This is a genomic window from Streptomyces venezuelae, from assembly GCF_008642275.1.
Taxonomy (GTDB): domain Bacteria; phylum Actinomycetota; class Actinomycetes; order Streptomycetales; family Streptomycetaceae; genus Streptomyces; species Streptomyces venezuelae_E.
In genome coordinates, this window is record NZ_CP029189.1 from 847,733 (window position 1) to 867,809 (window position 20,077).

At 73.3% G+C, this 20,077-nt stretch carries 13 protein-coding genes; 4 read left to right on the top strand and 9 right to left on the bottom strand.

The window, feature by feature from the left end:
- Positions 1-22 precede the first annotated feature (22 nt).
- From DEJ51_RS03755 to DEJ51_RS03770, 4 genes are all read right to left on the bottom strand, one after another.
- Entirely contained in the window at positions 23-919 is an 897-nt protein-coding gene (locus DEJ51_RS03755; protein ID WP_223835648.1) for an ABC transporter ATP-binding protein, read from the bottom strand.
- Between the two features lie 66 nt (positions 920-985).
- Positions 986-2,053 (bottom strand): FecCD family ABC transporter permease, encoded by a 1,068-nt coding sequence (locus DEJ51_RS03760; protein ID WP_150256240.1) that lies wholly within the window; start codon positions 2,051-2,053, stop codon positions 986-988.
- A complete protein-coding gene (locus DEJ51_RS03765) occupies positions 2,050-3,108 on the bottom strand; it encodes a FecCD family ABC transporter permease (RefSeq protein ID WP_150256242.1) in 1,059 nt (352 codons plus the stop codon). The genes DEJ51_RS03760 and DEJ51_RS03765 overlap by 4 nt, the downstream gene beginning before the upstream one ends.
- 307 nt (positions 3,109-3,415) lie before the next feature.
- Positions 3,416-3,691, bottom strand: coding sequence for an isoamylase early set domain-containing protein (locus DEJ51_RS03770; protein WP_030384091.1), 276 nt, complete (start codon positions 3,689-3,691; stop codon positions 3,416-3,418).
- A 310-nt stretch (positions 3,692-4,001) separates the two neighbouring features.
- Between DEJ51_RS03770 and DEJ51_RS03775 the strand changes: the two genes are divergently transcribed.
- From DEJ51_RS03775 to DEJ51_RS03790, 4 genes are all read left to right on the top strand, one after another.
- Positions 4,002-6,227: an MMPL family transporter gene (locus DEJ51_RS03775; RefSeq protein ID WP_223835649.1), complete on the top strand. Its 2,226-nt coding sequence runs from the start codon at positions 4,002-4,004 to the stop codon at positions 6,225-6,227.
- An 81-nt stretch (positions 6,228-6,308) separates the two neighbouring features.
- Positions 6,309-11,117, top strand: coding sequence for a type I polyketide synthase (locus DEJ51_RS03780; protein ID WP_190620187.1), 4,809 nt, complete (start codon positions 6,309-6,311; stop codon positions 11,115-11,117).
- A gap of 198 nt (positions 11,118-11,315) precedes the next feature.
- Positions 11,316-13,763 (top strand): SpoIIE family protein phosphatase, encoded by a 2,448-nt coding sequence (locus tag DEJ51_RS03785; protein ID WP_150256246.1) that lies wholly within the window; start codon positions 11,316-11,318, stop codon positions 13,761-13,763.
- 189 nt (positions 13,764-13,952) lie between these two features.
- Positions 13,953-14,183, top strand: coding sequence for a response regulator transcription factor (locus tag DEJ51_RS03790; protein ID WP_150256248.1), 231 nt, complete (start codon positions 13,953-13,955; stop codon positions 14,181-14,183).
- 84 nt (positions 14,184-14,267) lie between these two features.
- On the opposite strand, the gene DEJ51_RS03795 is transcribed toward DEJ51_RS03790, so the two are convergent.
- The 5 genes from DEJ51_RS03795 to DEJ51_RS03815 all read right to left on the bottom strand — a co-directional run bounded on the left by DEJ51_RS03795 (position 14,268) and on the right by DEJ51_RS03815 (position 20,063).
- Positions 14,268-15,284 carry a serine/threonine-protein kinase gene (locus tag DEJ51_RS03795; RefSeq protein ID WP_150256250.1) on the bottom strand — a complete coding sequence of 339 codons (1,017 nt, stop codon included), beginning with the start codon at positions 15,282-15,284 and terminating at the stop codon, positions 14,268-14,270.
- Between the two features lie 258 nt (positions 15,285-15,542).
- Positions 15,543-16,103 carry a hypothetical protein gene (locus DEJ51_RS03800; protein ID WP_150256252.1) on the bottom strand — a complete coding sequence of 187 codons (561 nt, stop codon included), beginning with the start codon at positions 16,101-16,103 and terminating at the stop codon, positions 15,543-15,545.
- Between the two features lie 156 nt (positions 16,104-16,259).
- Complete coding sequence (locus DEJ51_RS03805; protein ID WP_150256254.1) at positions 16,260-16,733, bottom strand: hypothetical protein; 474 nt, start codon at positions 16,731-16,733, stop codon at positions 16,260-16,262.
- A gap of 104 nt (positions 16,734-16,837) precedes the next feature.
- A complete protein-coding gene (locus DEJ51_RS03810) occupies positions 16,838-17,440 on the bottom strand; it encodes a hypothetical protein (protein ID WP_190620189.1) in 603 nt (200 codons plus the stop codon).
- Between the two features lie 325 nt (positions 17,441-17,765).
- Positions 17,766-20,063 (bottom strand): WD40 repeat domain-containing protein, encoded by a 2,298-nt coding sequence (locus DEJ51_RS03815; RefSeq protein WP_190620191.1) that lies wholly within the window; start codon positions 20,061-20,063, stop codon positions 17,766-17,768.
- Positions 20,064-20,077: the final 14 nt, after the last annotated feature.

The window sequence follows — 20,077 nt, forward strand, 5'->3', positions numbered from 1 at the left end:
TCGCGGCGTAACTTTGTTTGATCTAGGGGGCGTGCACGTGGGCGCGCCCGATGGGCACGATGAGGGGCCGGTCCCCCACGGGGTCGTCGATCACCTTGGCGCGCAGCCCGAACGCCTCGTACAACAGATCGGCGGTGATCACGTCACGGGGGTGTCCCTGGGCGAGGACCGAACCGGCCTTCATGACGATGAGGTTGTCGCTGTAACGCGTCGCCAGGTTGAGGTCGTGCAGCACCAGGACCACGGTGCATCCCGACTCGTGCAGGTCGTCCACGAGGTCGAGCACGTCGATCGCGTGCGCCAGGTCCAGATAGGTGGTCGGCTCGTCCAGCAGCAGCAGGTCGGTGCCCTGAGCCAGCGTCATGGAGATCCACACCCGCTGCCGCTGCCCGCCGGACAGCGCGTCGACCGGGCGGTCGGCCAGGTCGGACACTCCGGTCATGGCCAGTGCCCGGGCCACGACGTCGGCGTCGTCGGAGGACCACTGCCTCAGCCAGCTCTGGTGCGGATGGCGACCCCTGGCGACGAGGTCCGCCACCGTGAGCCCCTCCGGCGCCACGGGCGCCTGTGGCAGCAGGCCGAGCTTCTTGGCCACGTCCCTGGTCCTGAGCCGGCCGATGTCCTCGCCGTCCAGCACGACCGATCCGCTGGTCGGTTTGAGCAGCCGGGACAGGGTCCGCAACAGGGTCGACTTCCCGCACCCGTTGGCGCCGATGATCGTGGTGATCACCTGCGGCGGGATCGCCACGTGGAGGTCGTCGATGACGACCCGGCCGCCGTATCCGACGGTCACCCCCCTGGCCGCCAGCCGTGCGGCGCCGGCCCCGGCCCCGGCCCCGTCTCCGTCTCCGTCTCCGTCTCCACCGGACTCGATCCCGGCGATCTGCGATACGGCCACAACTCCCCCTGATTCAGGCATGTCCGAAGGATCCCGAGGATCCGGTGTCGGAAGGTCTTACGGTCCGGCGGTCCGTGGGGCCGCCGACTAACGGAGGTTGGCCCGCACCAGCAGGTAGATGAGGAAGGGACCGCCGATCACGGCGGTCACCACACCGACCGGGAGACTGATCGGCAGCGCCGTACGGGCGACCAGGTCCGCCCCGATCAGCAGCAGGGCTCCGACCATCCCGGAGGCCGCCATCGGCGGTGTCGGGCACTTCGCCAGCCTCATCGCCACCTGGGGCGCCACCAGTGCGACGAAAGGGACTGGGCCGGCCGCACTGACCGCCACCCCGGCCAGCAGCACCGCGCACAGCAGCAGGACGGCGCGCACCCGCGTGTACCGGACGCCCAGTCCGGCGGCCACGTCGTCACCGAGGTGGAGCGGCTTGAACTGGAACGCGACCACCGTCACGACGGCCGTCAGGGCGAGGGTGCACCACAGCGCCACGCCCACGTCGTCCCACGACCGGTTGTCGAGCGAGCCGACCAGCCAGGCCTGGGCCCGGGCGACGTCCCTGATGTCGGCCGTGACCAGCAGCCAGGCCGTGACCGCCTCCGTCACGGCGCTCACCGAGATGCCGATGAGGATCAGCCGGAAGCCGTCGATCCCGCGCCGCCACGCCAGGAAGTACACGAGGAGACCCGTGCCGAGGCCGCCCGCGAGCGCCGCACCGGACAGGCCCACGGAGTCGACGACCGCAGCGGCGGTCCCGCCCGACACGGTCACGAGGAACACCGCGACCACACCGGCGCCCCCGGTGATCCCCAGGATGTCCGGGCTGGCCAGCGGATTGCGCGCGACCGACTGGGTGATCGCCCCGGAGATCCCGAGCGCGACGCCCACGACGAGCCCTGCCAGGGCCCGCGGCATCCGCAGGTCCATGATCACGAACCGGTCGACCTGCTCGCCCCCGCCCACCACCGTGGCGATCACCCGCGACAGGCCGATGGGGAACTCCCCGACGCCGATGGACGCGCAGAACACCAGGAAGGCCGCCGCCGCCAGCAGCAGCGTGACGCACACGACCCAGGGCCGCCACACGAACGAGACGGGTCCGAGCCGCACACCCGGCGGCACCGCTGCCAATGCCTTCACCTCGGTCCCGGTCATGCGCTCTTGAACTTTCCGCGCCACACGAGGACCGCGAAGAAGGGGGCTCCGAGGAGGGCCACCACGACCCCCGCGTCCAGTTCCCCCGGCCGCACCAGCAGGCGCCCCGCTATGTCGCAGACCAGCAGGACGACGGCGCCGAGCAGGCCCGCGTACGGCACCAGCCAGCGGTAGTCCGGGCCGGTCAGGTACCGGGCCAGGTGGGCCACCATCAGGCCGAGGAAGGCGATGGGGCCGCACGCCGCCGTAGCGGCTCCCGCGAGGAGGGTGACGGCGGCGATGCCGATGGTCCGGCTCAGTGCGATGTTCACTCCCAGCCCCCGCGCGACGTCGTCACCGAGGTTGAGCAGGTTGAGGGCGGGCAGCGTGATCAGCGCGAGCACCAGCCCGGCCGCGACGAAGGCGACCACCGGCCAGATGACGTCGAACCCGACCCCGGCCACGGAGCCCGCGTTCCAGAACCGCAGGGCGTTCAGCGAGGCCTTGTCGGACAGGGCGACCGCCGTGGTCATCGCGGCGAGGAACACCGTGACCCCCTGTCCGGCCAGCGCGAGGGTCAGCGGATTGCCGGCCCCGCGGCCGATGCTCGCCAGTCCGAAGACGACGACGCCGGCGACGGCGGCGCCCACGAAGGCGAACCAGACGTACTGGAACGGATTGGCGAACCCGAACAGGGCGATCACCAGCACCACCGCGAAGGAGGCGCCGGAGTTCACGCCCAGCAGACCCGTGTCGGCGATCGGATTGCGCGTGTACCCCTGGATCAGCGCCCCGCCGACCCCCAGGGCCACACCCGCCACGACCGCGAGCACCGTGCGCGGCACCCGTACGGTCCGCACGATCAGCCGGATCTCGGTGAGACGCTGGTCGGGATCCGGAGCCGCCGACAGCCCGCGCCACACCTCGGCGGGGGTCAGCGCCCGCGCGCCGACGGCCAGCGACACCACCACCGCGGCCAGCAGGACCAGCACCAGGGCGACCGAGCCCGCGACCCGCCGCCGCCGGGCCTCCGCCACGCCCCCGGGCACGGGGCGTTCCACTGCAATCGTGCCCATGTCGCTCTACGTCATCCCTTCGGTCCACCGGGGGGGGGGAGGCATGGCCGGTGGCGTCCGCCACCGGCCGGACAGGTCGGCACGCCGGCGCAGCCGCGACCGGAACTTAGGCAAAGCTAAGCTGATTCCATGGCGTGCTGTCGATAGACAAAACGGGCACACGGGAGTGAGGAGCAACCAACTCGCCCCCAAATATGCACTGTTGATCGATTAGGTTAGCCTAACCTAGCTTTACCCGACGGATGTCGCAAGAACGCGCCCCGGCCCATGGCCGGGGCGCGTTCCGGTTTCCGAGGAGTCCGGACCGTCAGGTGTGCAGACGGCTGTTGGGGCCGTCCTGGTCCCCGGCGCTCTCGTCGTTGAACCAGTAGTCCCCGGCCGCCAGGTACCGGAAGGAGTGCGTGCTCTTGCTGGGCAGCTCGACCGTCACGGCGCGCTTGCCGTCCTTCCGGCGGGCCAGCGTGTGGACACCGGGCTGCCAGTCGTTGAAGTCGCCCACCACGCTGACCGGTCCCGGCGGGGTGTCGACGGGCAGGATGAAGGTGACCTCGGTGCGGTCCTTGCGCAGTTTGCGCTCCAGCATGGTGAGCTCCTGACAACGGCAGTGGGGGTGGTACGCCGCCCATAGTCGGCGGCGGGCGCGCCGGACGCACCCCGGCGCCGCCACTCCCACCGAGGACCCACCACATCGAGTGACCCGCCGGCGGACGATGTCACCCTGCGTGCCGACGCCCCGGGAGGCCGCCCGCTCCGCTCCTGTCAAGGTACGAATGGCCGGGACTACGGCCCCGTACCGCCTCCGGGCACGGTGGATACCGACCTTCCTGCGGGAGAGCAGGAGCGAATCGCCGTCCGTACCGGAGGCATCCATGTTCCGCCGCGCAGGGGCCCTCGTGACCCGTCATCCCCGACTCGTCCTCTTCGGCGCGCTCGTCTTCCTGGTCCTGTCCGTCCTCTTCGGCACGGATGCGACCGGACGGCTGAAGACGCAGGGGTACGACGACCCGCGGTCCGAGTCCAGCCGCGCCGCGCACCTGGCCGGCGAACGCCTGGGATCCTCCCCGAACCTGGTCCTCGTCGCGCAGAGCGCCGCCGGCTCCGTGGACGGCCCGGCCGCCCGCGGCGCGGGCGAGGAGCTGACCGGACGGCTCGCCGCGCAGCCGCACGTGAGCGCCGTGGCCTCGTACTGGACCGGTGGCGCGGCGGAGCTGCGCAGTCGAGACGGCCGGGCCGCGATGCTGGTCGCGCACGTGGACGGCGAGGGGGAAGAGCTCGCGGCGCGGGCGGAGCGGCTGCGCGCGGAACTGGCCGCCCCGGCCGCTGCGGGGCGGGCCCTGACGGTGCACGTCGGCGGGAGCGCCCTGGTCGACGCCGAGCTCCAGGACATCTCGGAGTCCGACCTGAAGCGGGCCGAGACCGTCGTCCTGCCGGGCACCCTGGTCCTGCTGGTCCTGGTGTTCGGCAGCGTGGTCGCCGCGGCCCTCCCCCTGCTGATCGGGGTCCTCGCCGTCGCCGGGACGCTGCTGGTCCTGAGCGTCCTCGGCAGCGTCACCGACGTGTCCGTGTTCGCGCTGAACCTCACCACCGCGCTCGGCCTGGGGCTGGGCATCGACTACGGCCTGCTGATCGTCTCGCGGTTCCGCGAGGAACTCGCCGCCGGCTTCCTCCCGAGCACCGCCGCCGTACGGACCGTACGCACCGCGGGCCACACCATCGCCTTCAGTGCCGCGACGGTCTCCGCCGCGCTCGCCACGCTGCTGGTGTTCCCGCCGTACTTCCTGCGCTCCTTCGCCTACGCGGGCATCGCCGTGGTGGCGATCGCCGCGGTGAGCGCGGTGACCGTACTGCCCGCCCTGCTCGCCCTGCTCGGGAAGCGGGTCAACGCCTGGGCCGTGCCGTGGCGCCGCAAGGTCCGCTCCGGCTCCCGGTCCGGGTTCTGGGAGGGGCTGGCGCGGATCGTCGTACGCCGCCCCCTGGTCGCGGCGCTGCCGGTGATCGGTCTGCTGGTGCTGCTCGCCGCCCCCTTCGCGCACGCCGATTTCGCCACCCCCGACGACCGGGCGCTGCCGCCCGGCGCGGCCAGCCGGCAGGCCGGTGACCTGGTGCGCGAGCGGTTCGACATGAAGGGCCCGGGCGCGCTGACGGTCGTCACCGCGGACAGCGCCCCCGCGCCGGAGCGGGCGGAGTACGCCCGCCGCCTGTCCGCGCTCCCGCAGGTCGCCCAGGTGCTGGGACCCGACGGTGGCTTCCGGTACGGGGAGCGGGCAGCGGTCTCCGGCTCGGCCGCCGCCACCCCCCGGGAGGCCGCCGACGGACCGGTCCGGCTCTCCGTGGTGCCGCTGGTCGACCCGCAGTCGCACGCCGCCCAGCAGCTCGTCCACGACATCCGTGCGGTCCCCGCTCCCGCGGGCACCGAGGTGCTCGTCGGCGGACCGAGCGCCGTCCTGGTGGACGCCAAGGCCACCGTGGGCGACCGGATCCCGCTGGCGCTCGCGCTGATCTCCGTCACCACCTTCGCGCTGCTGCTGGGCTTCACGCGCAGTCTGCTGCTGCCGCTGAAGGCCATCGCGCTGAACGCGCTGGGCCTCGCGGCCGTCCTCGGCGCCATGGTGTGGGTCTTCCAGTCGGGCCATCTCCACCGGCTGCTCGGCTTCACGCCGGGACCTCTGAGCACGACCATGCCGGTCCTGCTGTTCTGCATCGTCTTCGGACTCTCGGTGGACTACGAGGTGTTCGTCCTCGCGCGGATCAAGGAGGCGCACGACGCCGGGCAGGACAACGCCCGCTCGATCGTCACGGGCATGGCCCGCACGGGCGGCATCGTCACCACCGCCGGCGCGCTGCTCGCCTTCACCCTGCTGAGCTTCGGCACCTCGCAGGTGTCCCTCCTGCAGTTCTTCGGGATCGGAGCGGGTCTCGGCGTCCTCCTCGACGCCACGCTCGTACGGGGTGTCCTCGTACCGGCGCTGATGCGCCTGGCGGGCGGCCTGAACTGGTGGGCTCCGCGTCCCATCCGGCGCAGGGAGCCGCTCCCGGCGTCCCGGCCGCCCCCTGCGCCCGTCCGCCGGTGTCCCACGGCCCGGCCCGCCCCGCGGACCCCGGCCCGCGCGCGCCACTGACCACCGCCCCCGTACCCCGTACCCCCGTCCCCTCCCCCTCCACGTCCCCGTACGTCCCCCTCACAGCAAGGAAGAACTCCCATGACCGACATCGCCATCACCGGACTCGGCTGCCGCTTCCCCGGCGCTCCCGACATCAGCGCCTACTGGAAGCTCCTGCTGAGCGGGGAACGGCAGTTCTCCGCCGTGCCGAAGGAGCGCTGGAACCACGACACCTTCCACGAGCCCGGCAACCCGTCGGCCCCCCATGCCGCGTACACCGACCAGGTCGCCTTCCTGGAGGACGTGGACCGTTTCGACGCCCTGCACTACGGCGTTCCGCCCGCCCGCGCCCGGGCCATGGACCCGCAGCACCGGCTGCTGCTGGACGTCACCCGCGAGGCCCTCGACGACGCGGGGCTGGGCCGCGGCGACTTCGACCGGGAGCACACCGGGGTCTTCTGCGGCCTGTCGGTGTCCGACTACAAGGACCTCATGTCGGCCCCCATCCGGGCCATCGCCCTGGCCGAGGACGCCCGGCGGTCCGCCGAAGACCCCGGTGGCCTCCTCGACGCCGTCCGGGACCACGCGGGATCGCTCGGCACCGTCCAGGCCTTCAGCCTGCCGGGCAGCCTGCTCAACATGGCCCCCGGCACCGTCAGCCGGCACTTCGACCTCGGCGGGCCCAGCTTCGCCGTCGACGCCGCCTGCTCCGGCTCGCTCGTCGCCCTGGACCAGGCCATCGCCCAGCTGCGCCAGGGCAGCTGCCGCATCGCCGTCGTCGGTGGCGTGTACCTCAGCCTCACCCCCGACAGCCTGATCGGCTTCTCCACGCTGCGGGCGCTGTCCGCCACCGGGGTGTGCCGTCCCTTCGACGAGGGAGCCGACGGTTTCGTCCTCGGTGAGGGCGCGGGCGCCGTCGTCGTACGGCCGCTCGCCGACGCGCTCGCGGCGGGCGACCGGGTCTACGCGGTGATCAAGGGCATCGGCTCGGCCAACGACGGCGCGTCCCCCGGACCGCTGGCGCCCGCTCCCGAAGGCCAGCTGCGCGCCATGCGCCGGGCCTATGACGACGCGGGAGTCGCACCGTCCTCGGTCGGCTTCCTGGAGGCCCACGGGACCGGTACCGCCACCGGCGACCGCGCCGAGGTCGAGGCGCTGCGCCGGCTGCGTACCGAGTACCCCGACGACGACCCCGCGCTGTGCTACGTCGGCGCGGGCAAGGCCCTCATCGGGCACTCGCTGTCCGCCGCGGGCATCGCCGGACTGATCAAGACGGCCCTGGTCGTCCACCACCGGACGATCGTTCCGCAGCCGCGCACCGCACCGCACCCGGGCCTGGGCATCGACGCCGCGGGCCTGCGTCTCGCCGACACCGCACGGCCCTTTCCGGACTCGGCCGCTCCGTGCCGGGCCGCCGTCAGCTCGTTCGGCTTCGGCGGCACGAACGTGCACGTGGTGCTGGAGGAGCGGCCCGCCCACGCCGCTGCCGCAGTCCGTCTCCCGGAACACACCGGGGACGCCGAGGACACCGGCGCCGGGAACACCGGTGACGCCCGGGCCACCGGCCCTCAGCTCGTCCTGCTCTCGGCCGGCAGCCCCGAGCTCCTGGACCAGCACATCGGCGACGTTCTCGACGCACTCGACACGTCGGACCCCGCCCCGCTGGCAGCCGTGGCCCACACCTTCGGCTCCCGCAGGCCGCTGACGGCCCGGCTCGCGATCGTGGCCGACGACACGGAGTCCTTCGTCCGGCGGCTGCGCCACGCCCGCGGACAGCTGGTCGAGGGCGACCGGGGCGACCTCGGGGACGACGCGTTCGCCGCCGACGCCCCACTGCCGGCCGAGCGGCGCCGCCTCGCCTTCCTCTTCCCCGGTCAGGGCAGCCAGCGGCCCGGGATGATGCGGGACCTCTACGAGCGGTTCCCCGGCTTCCGGGCGACCGTCAACGGTCTCGGCGCGACGGTGCGCGAGGCCGCCGGCTTCGACATCGGCGACCTGTTGTACGGAGAGGCGGCGTCCGCCGGGGGCGACTGCGAGGAGACCGGGCGCCGGCTCGCCTCGACCGAGGTGTGCCAGCCGCTGCTCGGGACCGTCCAGATCGCCGCCACGCGGCTGCTCGCCGGCTTCGGCGTCGCTCCCGACCTGGTCCTCGGCCACAGCGTCGGGGAGTTCGCCGCGGCCGCGGCGGCCGGTGTCCTCGGCGCCGAGGACACCGTGCGGCTGCTGGTCCACCGGGGCGCGACCCTCCGGGAGGCCGAGAGCGGCCTGCGCGGCGGGATGCTCGCCGTGCAGACCGACAAGGAGACCTGCCGCCGACTGGTGAACGGCATCGACGACGTGTGGCTGGCCTGCTTCAACCAGCCGCGACAGGTCGTGGTCAGCGGCACGCCCGACGGCCTCGACGCCATGCGGCGGGCCTGTGCCGAGGCGGGCGTCGTCACGGTGGCGCTCGACGTGTCGAACGCCTTCCACTCGCCGCGGCTCGCCGCCGCCGACGAGAGGATGCGGGCGGACCTCGCCGACCGCCCCGTCGGGGGCCCCGTACTGCCGTTCGTCTCGTCCGTGAACGGCGCCGTCTGCGGCGATCCCGGGCAGCTGCGCGAGCTGTGGGCCCGGCACGCGTCCGCTCCGGTCCGGTTCTGCGATGCCGTGCGCACCGCCTACGACCAGGGGGCACGTGTCTTCGTCCAGGTGACCGGCGGCAACTCGCTCCTGACTTCGGTCCGCCGCAACCTCACCGACCACGGCGACGTCCAGGTCGTCCAGGTCTGCGCGCCGGAGCCGGACGGCGGCCGGGGCCTCGTCCGGGCCCTCGCCCGGCTCGCGGTCCTGGGCGCCCCCGTCGACCCGCGCGCGCTGGTTCCCCAGGAGGAGCGCCGCCTGCTCGACCTTCCGGTGGCCAGGCTCGCCACCCAGTCCTACTGGATGCCCCGCGGGCGCCGCGGTACGGCGGTCCCCTCCGCCGCCTCCCACCGGGCCCGGCCCGTATCCCCCGAGGAGACCACGATGAACGGCTCGCCGCTCCACCCGATGGACGAACTGCTGCGGCTGGTCCAGCAGCAGACGGCGCTGCTCGCCCGCCTCGCCGAGACCCTGCCCGAGCCGGACCCGGCCACGGAAGCGGCGCTGCTGGCCCGCCTCGCCGAGATCCTTCCCGGGCGGGACCGGGCCGTGGCCGTCGCCGCCCCGGCGACGGCCGAAACCACCCCGGTGCCCCCGGCCGCCCCCACGGCGCCCGAGGCGCCCGCCACCCCCGCCACCCCCACGGCACCCACCGCACCCGCGGCACCTGCGGCGCCGGCCGGCGCGGAACCGCCGCCGGCCGGGGAGTCCACCACGGTGACGGAGGCCGTACTCGCGCACGTGGCCCGGGTCAGCGCGTTCCCGGTGGCCCATCTGCGCGACGACCAGCTGCTGATCGAGGACCTCGGATTCGACTCGCTGATGCTGACCGACCTGTTCGCCTCCCTCAAGCGGCAGTGGCCGCAGTGGACGCGCGACACGACGGCCACCGACCGGCCGACGGTCGGCGGGCTCGCCGCGATGATCGCGCGCGGCTGCGGCGACTCCGTACCGGCCCCCGTCCCCGAGCAGCGCTCCGGAGCCGGCGAGGCCCCGGCACCGCCGCTCCCCGAACCGGCCTCCGGGCCGCCGACGGCCACCGAAGCGGCCGCCGCGCCGCTGCCCGAGGAGCAGACACGGATCGAGTGCTTCCCCGAGGTCACCGCCCACACCGAACGCTTCGCCACGCTCTCCGGTACGGGGCTGGCCAATCCGTACTTCCTCGTCCACGAGGGCGCGATGACGGACACGACCGTCGTCGACGGCCGGGAACTGCTCTCCTTCTCCAGCTACAACTACCTGGGCATGGCCACCCACCCGCAGGTGAACGAGGCCGCCCACGAGGCGATAGAGCGCTGCGGCACCTCGGTCTCCGCCAGCCGCCTGCTCTCCGGCAGCCGGCCGCTCCACCTGGAACTGGAGAGCGAGATCGCCGCCCTGCTCGGCTGTGAGGCGGCGGTCACCCTGGCCAACGGCCATGCCACCAACGTCACCGTGATCGGCCACCTCGTCGGACCGGGGGACCTCATCGTCCACGACTCCCTCGCGCACGACAGCATCCTGCAGGGGTGCAGGCTCTCCGGTGCGACCCGGCGGCCCTTCCCGCACAACGACGCCACCGCCCTCGACGCGCTGCTCACGCAGGTCCGCGACCAGTACCGGCGGGTGCTCGTCGTCGTCGAAGGCGTCTACAGCATGGACGGGGACATCGCCGACCTGCCCGCCCTCGTCGACGTCAAGCGCCGGCACGGTGCTCTGCTGATGATCGACGAGGCGCACAGCATCGGCACGATCGGCCGGACGGGCCGTGGCATCGGCGAGTACTACGGTGTCGACCGCTCCAGCGTCGACCTGTGGTCGGGCACGCTGTCGAAGGCGCTGGCGAGCTGCGGCGGCTACGTCGCGGGGAGCCGCCCGGTCGTGGAGTACCTGCGCTACACCGTGCCGGGCTTCGTCTACAGCGCCGGAATGACCCCGGCCGACACCGCGGCCTCACTGACCGCCCTGCGCATGCTGCGGGCCGAGCCGCAGCGGGTGGCACGGCTCTCGGAGAACGCGGCCCTCTTCGTCCACCTCGCGCGCGAGGCCGGCATCAACACCGGGGACAGCCATGACACACCGGTCGTGCCGTGCATCGTCGGGGACTCGCTGAAGACCCTGCGGCTCGCGGAGGCCCTGTTCCGACAGGGCATCAGCGTCAACCCCATCCTCCATCCGGCCGTACCCGAGGAGCTGGCGAGGCTGCGCTTCTTCGTCACGTACGACCACACACCCGGCCAGATCCGGCAGGCCGTCGCCGCGCTGGCGCGCGAACTGCCGCTCCTCGACCAGGCCCCGGTCTCGTGACCGCCGCGCGACGGTGCGGCGCGCGGACGGGCGGTGCCCGCCCCCGTCCGCGCACGGCCCGGTGGCCGGGTACCCCGCGTGACGGTACTGCGTTGGTGCTCCTTGCCCGGCTGGATCATTCTGGTCAGAGGAGCGCCTGGCCGTGCACGTCCCCGTGGGACGGCGGCAGCGGAACGAGCGAGGGCGAGATGAGTGGCGATGGAGCAAGTTCCCACCTCTCCTGGTGAGCGGCCCGAGGAGACGGGCGCCTCCCTCGAGTCGGCCTACACGGCCTCGGCGACGATCAACGAACAGGGCATCGTCACCGAGTGGAGCGAGGGCGCCACCCGGCTGCTCGGCTACGTGCCGTCCGAGGTCGTGGGGCTGCCCGCCGCCCACCGGCTCGCCGACGTCCTCAGTGACGCGGCGCGGCGGGTGCCGTCGGAGCAGGAGCGGTGGAGCGGCACGGTGGCGCTGCGCCACCGGGACGGCCACCGCATGGAGGTGGCCCTGCTCGCCCACCGCTGGACGTCCAGCGGCGGGACCACCAAGTGGTTCGTGGTGTCGGCCGTGGGGGGCACGCGCCGCTCTCCCTGGGACGAACCGATGAAGGAATGGGCGTTCACCCAGTCCCCCTGCTTTCTGGCGGTCTTCGACACGGACCTGCGACTGGTGCGGGCGAACGCCGGCATGGAGCGCACGCTCTCCCTCACGGAGGCCGAGATGCGGGGGCTACGGCTGCCGGAGATCGCGCCGGATCCCGTGAGCGACGAGACCGAGCGCCGGATGCGCCTGGCGCTGGACTCCGGTGAGCCGCAGTACCTGGAGGCCTTCGTCCACCCGACGGGCGCCGGCGCGGAACACGGCTGGGCCACCTCGCTGGCGCCGTTGCGGGACCCGGACGGCCGGGTGCACGCCGTATGTCTGGCCGCGCACGACCGGGGCGGGTCGGAGAGCGTGCAGCACCAGATGCTCCTGACGGACGACGTCGCCGCCGCCGCCGCCGAACCCATCGGAACCACCCTGGACAGCGTCCGTACCGCGCACGAGCTGGCCGACGCCGCCGTTCCCAGGTTCGCCGACTTCGCGGTCGTCGACCTGCTGGAACCACTCCCGCGCGGCGACGAGCCGTCCTCGGTCCAGGCCGACGGCCCGGTCACCGTGTGCCGTGCCGCCGCGCGGTCGGTGCTCGACGGAACTCCCGAGTCCAGCGTCGCCGTCGGGGACACGACCAGCTATCCGCCGCTGTCGCCGCCCGTGGAAGCGCTGGTGGCGGGCCACGGCGCGGTGTACGGGGCCGCGGACCCGGACCTCGCCCGCTGGGCGGCCGAGGATCCCGGCGCCGCCTGGATCGGTGAGTACGGGGCCCACTCGATCATGGTGGTGCCGATGCGGGCCGGCGGGGGCACGCTCGGTGTGGCCGTCTTCAGCCGCCACCGGCGCCGGGAGCCCTTCCGGCCCGACGACCTGCGGACGGCCGGTGAGCTCACGGCCCGGGCGGCGGCCGGGATCCGCAACGCGTACCGGTCCGGCCGGGAGCACACGACGACCATGACACTGCAGCGCAGCCTGCTCCCGCACACGCTGCCCGACCAGGCTGCGCTGGAGATCGCCTCCCGCTACCTGCCCGCGGCCGGCGAGGCGGGTGTGGGCGGCGACTGGTTCGACGTGATCCCGCTGTCGGGCGCCCGGGTGGCTCTGGTCGTGGGAGACGTCGTCGGCCACGGCATCCGGGCCACCGCCACCATGGGGCGGCTGCGCACCGCCGTACGCACCCTGGCCGACGTCGACCTGGGACCCGACGAGCTGCTCACCCACCTCGACGACCTCGTCATCCACCTGTCCGCCGACGAGGGCGACCAGGAGTCGGGCGGGGAGACGGCCGGGGGCATCGGCACCACGTGCCTGTACGTGGTCTACGACCCGGTCATCCGCCGCTGCACGGTCGCCCGGGCCGGCCACCCGCCGCCCGCCGTGGTCTCCCCGGAGGGCTCGGTGTACCTGCTGGACGTTCCGGCCGGTCCCCCGCTGGGCCTGGGCGGGCTGCCCTTCGAGACGCTTGAGGTCGAACTCCCCGAGGGCAGCATCCTCGCCCTGTACACCGACGGTCTGCTGCAGGCCCGTGACCATGACATCGACGAGGCGCTGGACAGCATGTTCGCGGCCCTGGTCCGGCCCGCGGACACGCTGGACGCGGTGTGCGACCGCGTACTGACGGCCATGCTGACCCACCGCCCGGACGACGACGTGGCCCTGCTCGTCGCCCGGACCCGGGGCCTGCACGCCGACCAGGTCGTCGTCTGGGACCTGGCCTCCGACCCCTCGGTGGTCGCCACGGCCCGGCGCCAGACCACCGACCAGCTGACGGCCTGGGGGCTGGAGGAGGCCGCCTTCGTCACCGAGCTCCTGGTCAGTGAGCTGGTCACCAATGCGATCAGGTACGGCCAGCCGCCCATCCAGCTGCGGCTGATCCACGAGAAGAACAGCACCCTGATCTGCGAGGTCTCCGACGCGAGCAGCACGGCTCCGCACATGCGGCGGGCCCGTACCTTCGACGAGGGCGGGCGGGGTCTGCTGCTGGTCGCGCAGCTCGCCCAGCGCTGGGGCACCCGGCACGCGGCCATCGGCAAGACCATCTGGGCGGAGCAGTCCCTCACCGAGTACTGAGGACGCGTACGAGGTCGGGCGATATGCACGGAAATGTTCCCTGTGACGCGCCTGTGACAGTCGACGGACAGCTCCATGAAGTCCCGCCGACAAGCTCTTTATCAGGGACAAACACCGACATTCAGGTATACGTCCCCTGCTTCCGAGGACGTGAGCAGTGATGACCAGGCCGATCCGTCGGAGGAAATCATGAGCCTCACCCTCGCCGCCCCGCAGACCGAAGCCACCGCCCCCACCCTCGCCCCGCGCGAGCAGGAGGCACTGCGTCACATCGCCGCAGGCTGCACCTACCTGCAGACGGCCCGCCAGATGGGGCTCTCCAAGCACACGGTCGACGCCTACCTGCGCCGCATCCGCGCCAAGCTGAACATCAGCACCACGGCCGAGATGACCCGCCTGGCCATCTCCATGGGGCTGTGACGGCCACGGAAACCGCGCGGGGACGACACCGCGCAGGGATGACGTCGGCGGGGAAGCGGGAACGCCCGTGACGGGCGGGGCGGTCTACGGGCCGCCGGGCAGGCCGTAGAACACCGGCCGGGCCCAGACCGGGGGCTCCCGCGGGGGCACGGAGTCCCCAGGGACACCGGGGGGACGGGAATCCTCCCGCGGAGGCGGACCGGCGTGAGCGCCGGTGCCGCCTCCCGTGGCGATGCGCAGGGCGGCCACGAATTCGAGGCAGGACCCGTAGCGGTCCTCGGGGACCTTCGACAGGGCCTTGGTCAGTACGTCGGCGGCGGCGGGAGCGATTCCCGGCCGCCTTTCCGTCAGTGGGGGCGGGGGGTCGTACTGGTGCGCCCAGAGCAGCGCCGCGTCCTCCTCGCGCTGGAAGGGCGGGCCGCCGGCGAGGGTTTCGTAGACCACGCACGCCAGACTGTAGAGATCGCACCGGCCGTCCACCGGCCTGCCGGAGATCTGTTCCGGCGCCATGTAGTCGAGCGTCCCCACGAACTCCCCGTCCGTGGTGAACCCGGTCAGCGCCAGCGCCTTCTTCGTCAGCCCGAAGTCCGTCAGGTAGATGTGCTCGGGGTGCTCGCTGTCCGTGCCCGCGGCGACCAGGATGTTGCCGGGCTTGACGTCCCGGTGCACGAGATCGTGGTCATGGGCCGCGTCGAGCGCCGACGCCACCTGGGCCGCGATGCGCAGGGCGGTCGCCACGGGCAGGGGGCCCTCGCGGTCCAGCAGCGCGCGCAGGTCCAGGCCGGAGACGTAGCGCATGGCGATGTAGAGGACGCCGTCGGTCTCACCGGCTTCGAAGATGGGCACGATGTGCGGGTGGTCGATCGACGCGGCCACCCGCGATTCGTGCGTGAACCGGCGCCGGAAGGTCTCGTCGCGGGCGCGCTCGGGGGCGATCAGTTTGAGCGCGACCGTACGGTCCAGGCGCAGGTCCTTCGCGCAGTAGACGACGGCCATGCCGCCGCGGCCGATCATGCGCTCCACCCGGTAGCCCGCGATCTGCTTGCCGATGAGGCCCGAGGCACGGCCCGCGTACACGCTGAGGTTGGATGCCTCGCTCATCGGGCGCCCTCCTCACCCGGCCGTGTGACGCCGTCGGAGGCGGCGGGCCGCTCTTCCATACCTGGAAGTCTATCGAGCGGCCCTTCCGCGTGCCGCCCCGCCGGGCGGGTACGGGGCGGTACGGACACCCCTGCGGGCATGCCCGGGCACGCGCGCACCCGCACCGGCACCGGCACCGGCACCGGCACACGGACGCGGACGGTGGCCGGTCCCCTCCAGGGGGACCGGCCACCGTCCGCGTCCGCTGCTTCGGGCCGGTCAGTCGTCGCTGCCGCCCGCGCCGCCGTTGCCGCCGAGGCCACCCGTGACCCCGCAGCCGAAGCCGAAGCAGAAGCCGCCGTCTCCGCCGGTTCCGCCCTTGCCGCCGTCTCCGCCGGGCAGGGCGATCCCGCCGGTGCCGCCGGTGCCGCCGTTGGCGCTGCCGTGGCAGGTCCCGGCGCAGATCCCGCCCTTGCCGCCCGTACCGCCGGTGCCGCCCGGTACGCCCGTGGTGCCGGTGCCGCCGTTGGCGCTCCCGTTGCACAGCCCGGCGCAGACACCGCCCTTGCCGCCCTTGGTGCCGTTCACCGATCCCTCGCAGCTGCCCGCACAGACCCGGTCACCGACGCGGACACTGCCCTTGTCCACCTTGACCTTGTCGAGCACCGCCCTGCCGTCGAACCGGCCTCCTCCGGGACGGGCGTCGCCGCTGCCGAACGCGGAGACCGTCTGGGCTGAGGGCGCCGGGGCGGCCGTGGCGACCGGTGCCATCGCACCCGCGCCGATCAGAGCCGCCGAAATGACGAGGCCGAGCCGGAACTTCGTGGATCGCGTGCGCATGAGGATCTCCCTTGCCTGGAAATTGCTTTCCTTGACGCGGTGGCGGTCTCCCGCTCTTCCGCTTTCCTGTCGAATGGGCCCGACCTTCGTCCGGCCGTGCGTTTCCCCGGGGTTTCTCCGGCGCCCCGGCCCGCTGCGGGCCGGGGCGCCGGATCCTCATGAGCGGACGTCGTCCGCCATCAGGGCGAACCAGTCGCCGTCGACGTAGTACTTCTTCCAGGTGTCGATCTGCTCGTCCGAGATCTTGTACTTCTCGGCGATCTTCTTCGTGGTCTCGTCCGAGTCGTCGGCCGCCATCACGATGAGCACGATGCGCACCTTGTCGACCACCGTCAGATCCGCCTTCGGCTTGTCGGGCAGGTCCTTGAACGTGAAGCAGCCGACCCCGCCGGGCTGGCCGGGCTCACCCGGCTGACCGGGCTCGCCGCCACGGCCTCCCTTGCCGCCCTCTCCGCCCTTGCCGCCGGCACCGAATCCGACGCAGTGTTCGGGCTGGTCGGCCGGGGCCGAGGCGCTGATGTTCGCGGGGGTGTGGGACTGCGACGCCTGCGCGGCGCACGCCGTACCGGTGACGAGGGCCAGAGAGGCCGTGACCAGGATGATCGGACGCTGCCAGGACTTCGTGAACATGAGGGGTTTCTCCGTTTCGGCACATTTACCGACGAGGTGTGTGTGTGGGGGGGGCGGAGGCCCGAAGGCCTCCGCCCCGTTGAGCGGGGTACTGCGGGGAGCGGTCAGAAGAGGCTGCCGCCACCGGCGCCGCCGTTGCCGCCCTCGCCGCCGAACAGGCCGCCGAAGCCGCCGTCCCCGGCCTTGCCGCCGTTGCCTCCGTTGAAGAAGCTGAAGCCGCCGTTGCCGCCGTTGCCGCCCTTGCCTCCCTTGATGAAGCCGTCGCCGCCCCCGCCGCCGCCACCGGCGTTGCCGCCCTGGAGGACACCGAAGCCGCCGTCGCCGCCGTTACCACCGGCGCCACCGATGCGGCCTTCGCCGCCACCGCCGCCACCGCCACCGGCGCCACCGAGCAGGAAGCCGTCCCCACCGGCACCGCCGTTACCACCCTTGCCGCCGGTGCCATGGACACTGCCGCCACCGGAGCCACCAGCGCCACCGGCGCCACCGACGAGACCGCCGGTACCGCCCTTGCCACCGTCACCTCCGGCGCCCCCACCGTTCGGGAGGGCCGTAGCCACGTGGGTGGTCACCGGAGCGGCCGAGGCCATGGACGCCGGAAGCACGACGCCTCCTGTGACCACAGCGGCCGCGGCGACCAGAGTGGCGACGCGGAAACCGCGACGGGTGGGGCGGACAACGTTGTTGGTGCGCATCTTGCGGTTCATGACTTTCTCCTACGGGTTCAAGAGGGGTTGTGTGACGTGCCCGGATTTCCGGGACGCTGCGGTGATGTCGGCGAAGGAAGGGATCCTCGGGGAGGTATTCCGTTTCTTTCGTCTGCCTCGTTCTGTTTCCGGTGAGGCCCGCACCACAAGTAAGCCCCGGGGGCCATATCCGGGTCATGTTCCGGAAACTCGGGACTTGACACCCTCGTGAACACCGTCTAAAAGCCCTCTCAGCCGGCAGGCCGGCCGGGCGGCGGCCCGCTACCGGGCGCCCGGCGGGGTCAGGGATTCTCCCGACCTACCGGAGGGGTACGGTCCGATTCAGTCAGCCTGCCGCCGGACGAAGCACGGTGACCTCCGGTCCGAAGGCCACCACGAGCCGTCCGCCCGGAGCGGCTCCGAGCGCGGCCGCCGGGAGCGGCAGTGCGTACTCGTTCCCCGCCTCCCGCCCCGTGCCGAGGTCCCGGAACCGCACGGCCTGGCCCTGGCCGATGGCCACCACCGGCCGGCCGCCGCTCCCGACGGTGACGACCATGGGCCCGTTCGGATCCGTCTGGCCGGTCAGGGGCTCCCCGGTCTCCCGCATCGTGGCCAGGTCCCACAGGCGCACCGTCTTGTCCCGGCTCCTGCTGACCGCGACGGGCCTGCCGTCGACGAGCGTGGTGGCCACCGTCGTCACCCAGTCGGTGTGGCCGGTGAGGGGTTCGCCGATCTGCCGGCCGGTGGTGAGGTCCCACAGCCGTACGGTCCTGTCCCAGCTTCCGGTGACAGCGACGGGCCGTCCTGCCACTTCCGCCGTCGCGACGGCGGTCACCCTGCTGGTGTGGCCGGTGAGCGGTTCGCCGACGGGGCGGCGGGTGGTGAGGTCCCAGATCGCCGCGGTGCGGTCGGCGCCGGCCGTGACCACGACCGGCCGGCCGGCCAGGGTCGCGCCGGCCAGGGCCAGCACCCGGCCGTGGTGGCTGGTGACGGGCTCGCCGAGGGTTCCCCCGCCCACCGGATCCAGCAGGTGGAGGGTGTCGCCGGAGCCTGCGGTCACGATCACCGGGCGCCCGTCCACCACCGACGCGACCATGGCGGTCACCTCGCCCTCCAGGCCGGTCACGGGTGCCGTGACCGGCGTGCCGGTGGCCAGGTCCCAGGTGCGCAGGGTGTGGTCGGCGGCCGCGGTGACGACCACGTGGCGCCCGTCGAGGACGGCAGTGGTGATCGCCGAGACGGTTCCGGTGTGGCCGGTGCGCTCCGGGCCGTCCCCGTGGGCGTGGCTCAGGTCCCAGGTCCGGAGCGTGTGGTCGGCGCTCGCCGTGACCGCCACGGTGCGCCCGTCCACGACGGCGGTGGCCACGTCCCAGACCCGGCCGGTGTGGCCGGTCAGCGGCGGTCCGACGGGCTTTCTGGTGGCCCGGTCCCGTACCACCACCGTGTCGTCCTGTTCCACGGTGAGCAGGACCGGATCCTCACCGCCGGAAGGGCCGTGCCCGCGTCCGGAGAGCCGTTGCCAGAGGTCCCCGTCCTGCTCCGGGCCGGGCGGGAAGCCCGGCGCGGTGTCACCCGCGCCGACGGCAGCGATCACCCGCATGCCGTCCGCGCGCTGCCGGACGTCCGCCAGGTCCCAGATCCGCAGGGTCCCGTCCGCCTCGGCGGTGAGGGCGACGGTACGTCCGTCCAGCACCGCGGTCTCGCGCGCCCGGGACCGTACCAGGGCGCCGTTCTGGCGGGCGAGGGCCAGCGGGCCGATGAAGCGGGGTTCCTCGCCGTCGAGGCCGACGGCGACGGCGCGTCCGTGCACCACCGTCACGGTCGTCAGGCCGGGCCGGTCCTCGCCCGCGGACAGAACCGCGGCGGCCGCGGAGGTGCCCACCGGTTCGCCGGTGGCCAGGTCCCACCCTCCCTGCTCCCCCGGGGCGGCCCCCGGGCCGTCCTCCGGGGCGGTGACGGCGAGCACGCGTCCGTCGAGGGCGGCGGTCCGCACCACCTCCAGCGAACGGGCCAGCTGATCGCCGGTGCCCAGGTCCCACACGCGCACCGTCCGGTCCGTGTCGGTCTCGTCGACGGTGAGGACGACACGGCGGCCGTCCAGCATCGCGAGTCCGGCCGCCGACGGGAAGGCGGTGACCCGGCGGCCGGTGAGCAGGTCCCACACGTACAGGGTCCGGTCGGCCCCGAGGGCGAGGAGGACCCGGCGCTCCTCCAGTACGGCGCTCTCCACCAGCCTGACGAACTCGCCGGCCGCGCGGCCGGTGGCCAGGTCCCACACCAGGACCGCGTCGTCGCCGTGCAGGCTGAAGGCCACGGGCCTGCCGTCGGCGACCGCGGTGGCCACGGACAGCACCTCGGCCGTCAGCGCGGACACCGGGTCGGTGCGGCCCGTGAGCGGCTCGTGGAGCTGCCCGCCCGTGGCGAGGTCCCAGACCCGCACGGTGTTGTCACGGCTGCCCGAGACCGCGACCGGCCTGCCGTCGACGACCGCCGTGGCGACCGCCCGCACCGGGCCGCCGTGGCCGACGAGGGGACGCAGCCGCCGCTGGTCCGGTGCGGGGCCGTCGGCCCACTGCACGGTCCACCGCGGTTCGTCGAGCGGGACGTTCACGTCGTCGGGCGCACCCGTGGAGGTCTCAGACATGTGCCCGAGGCTAG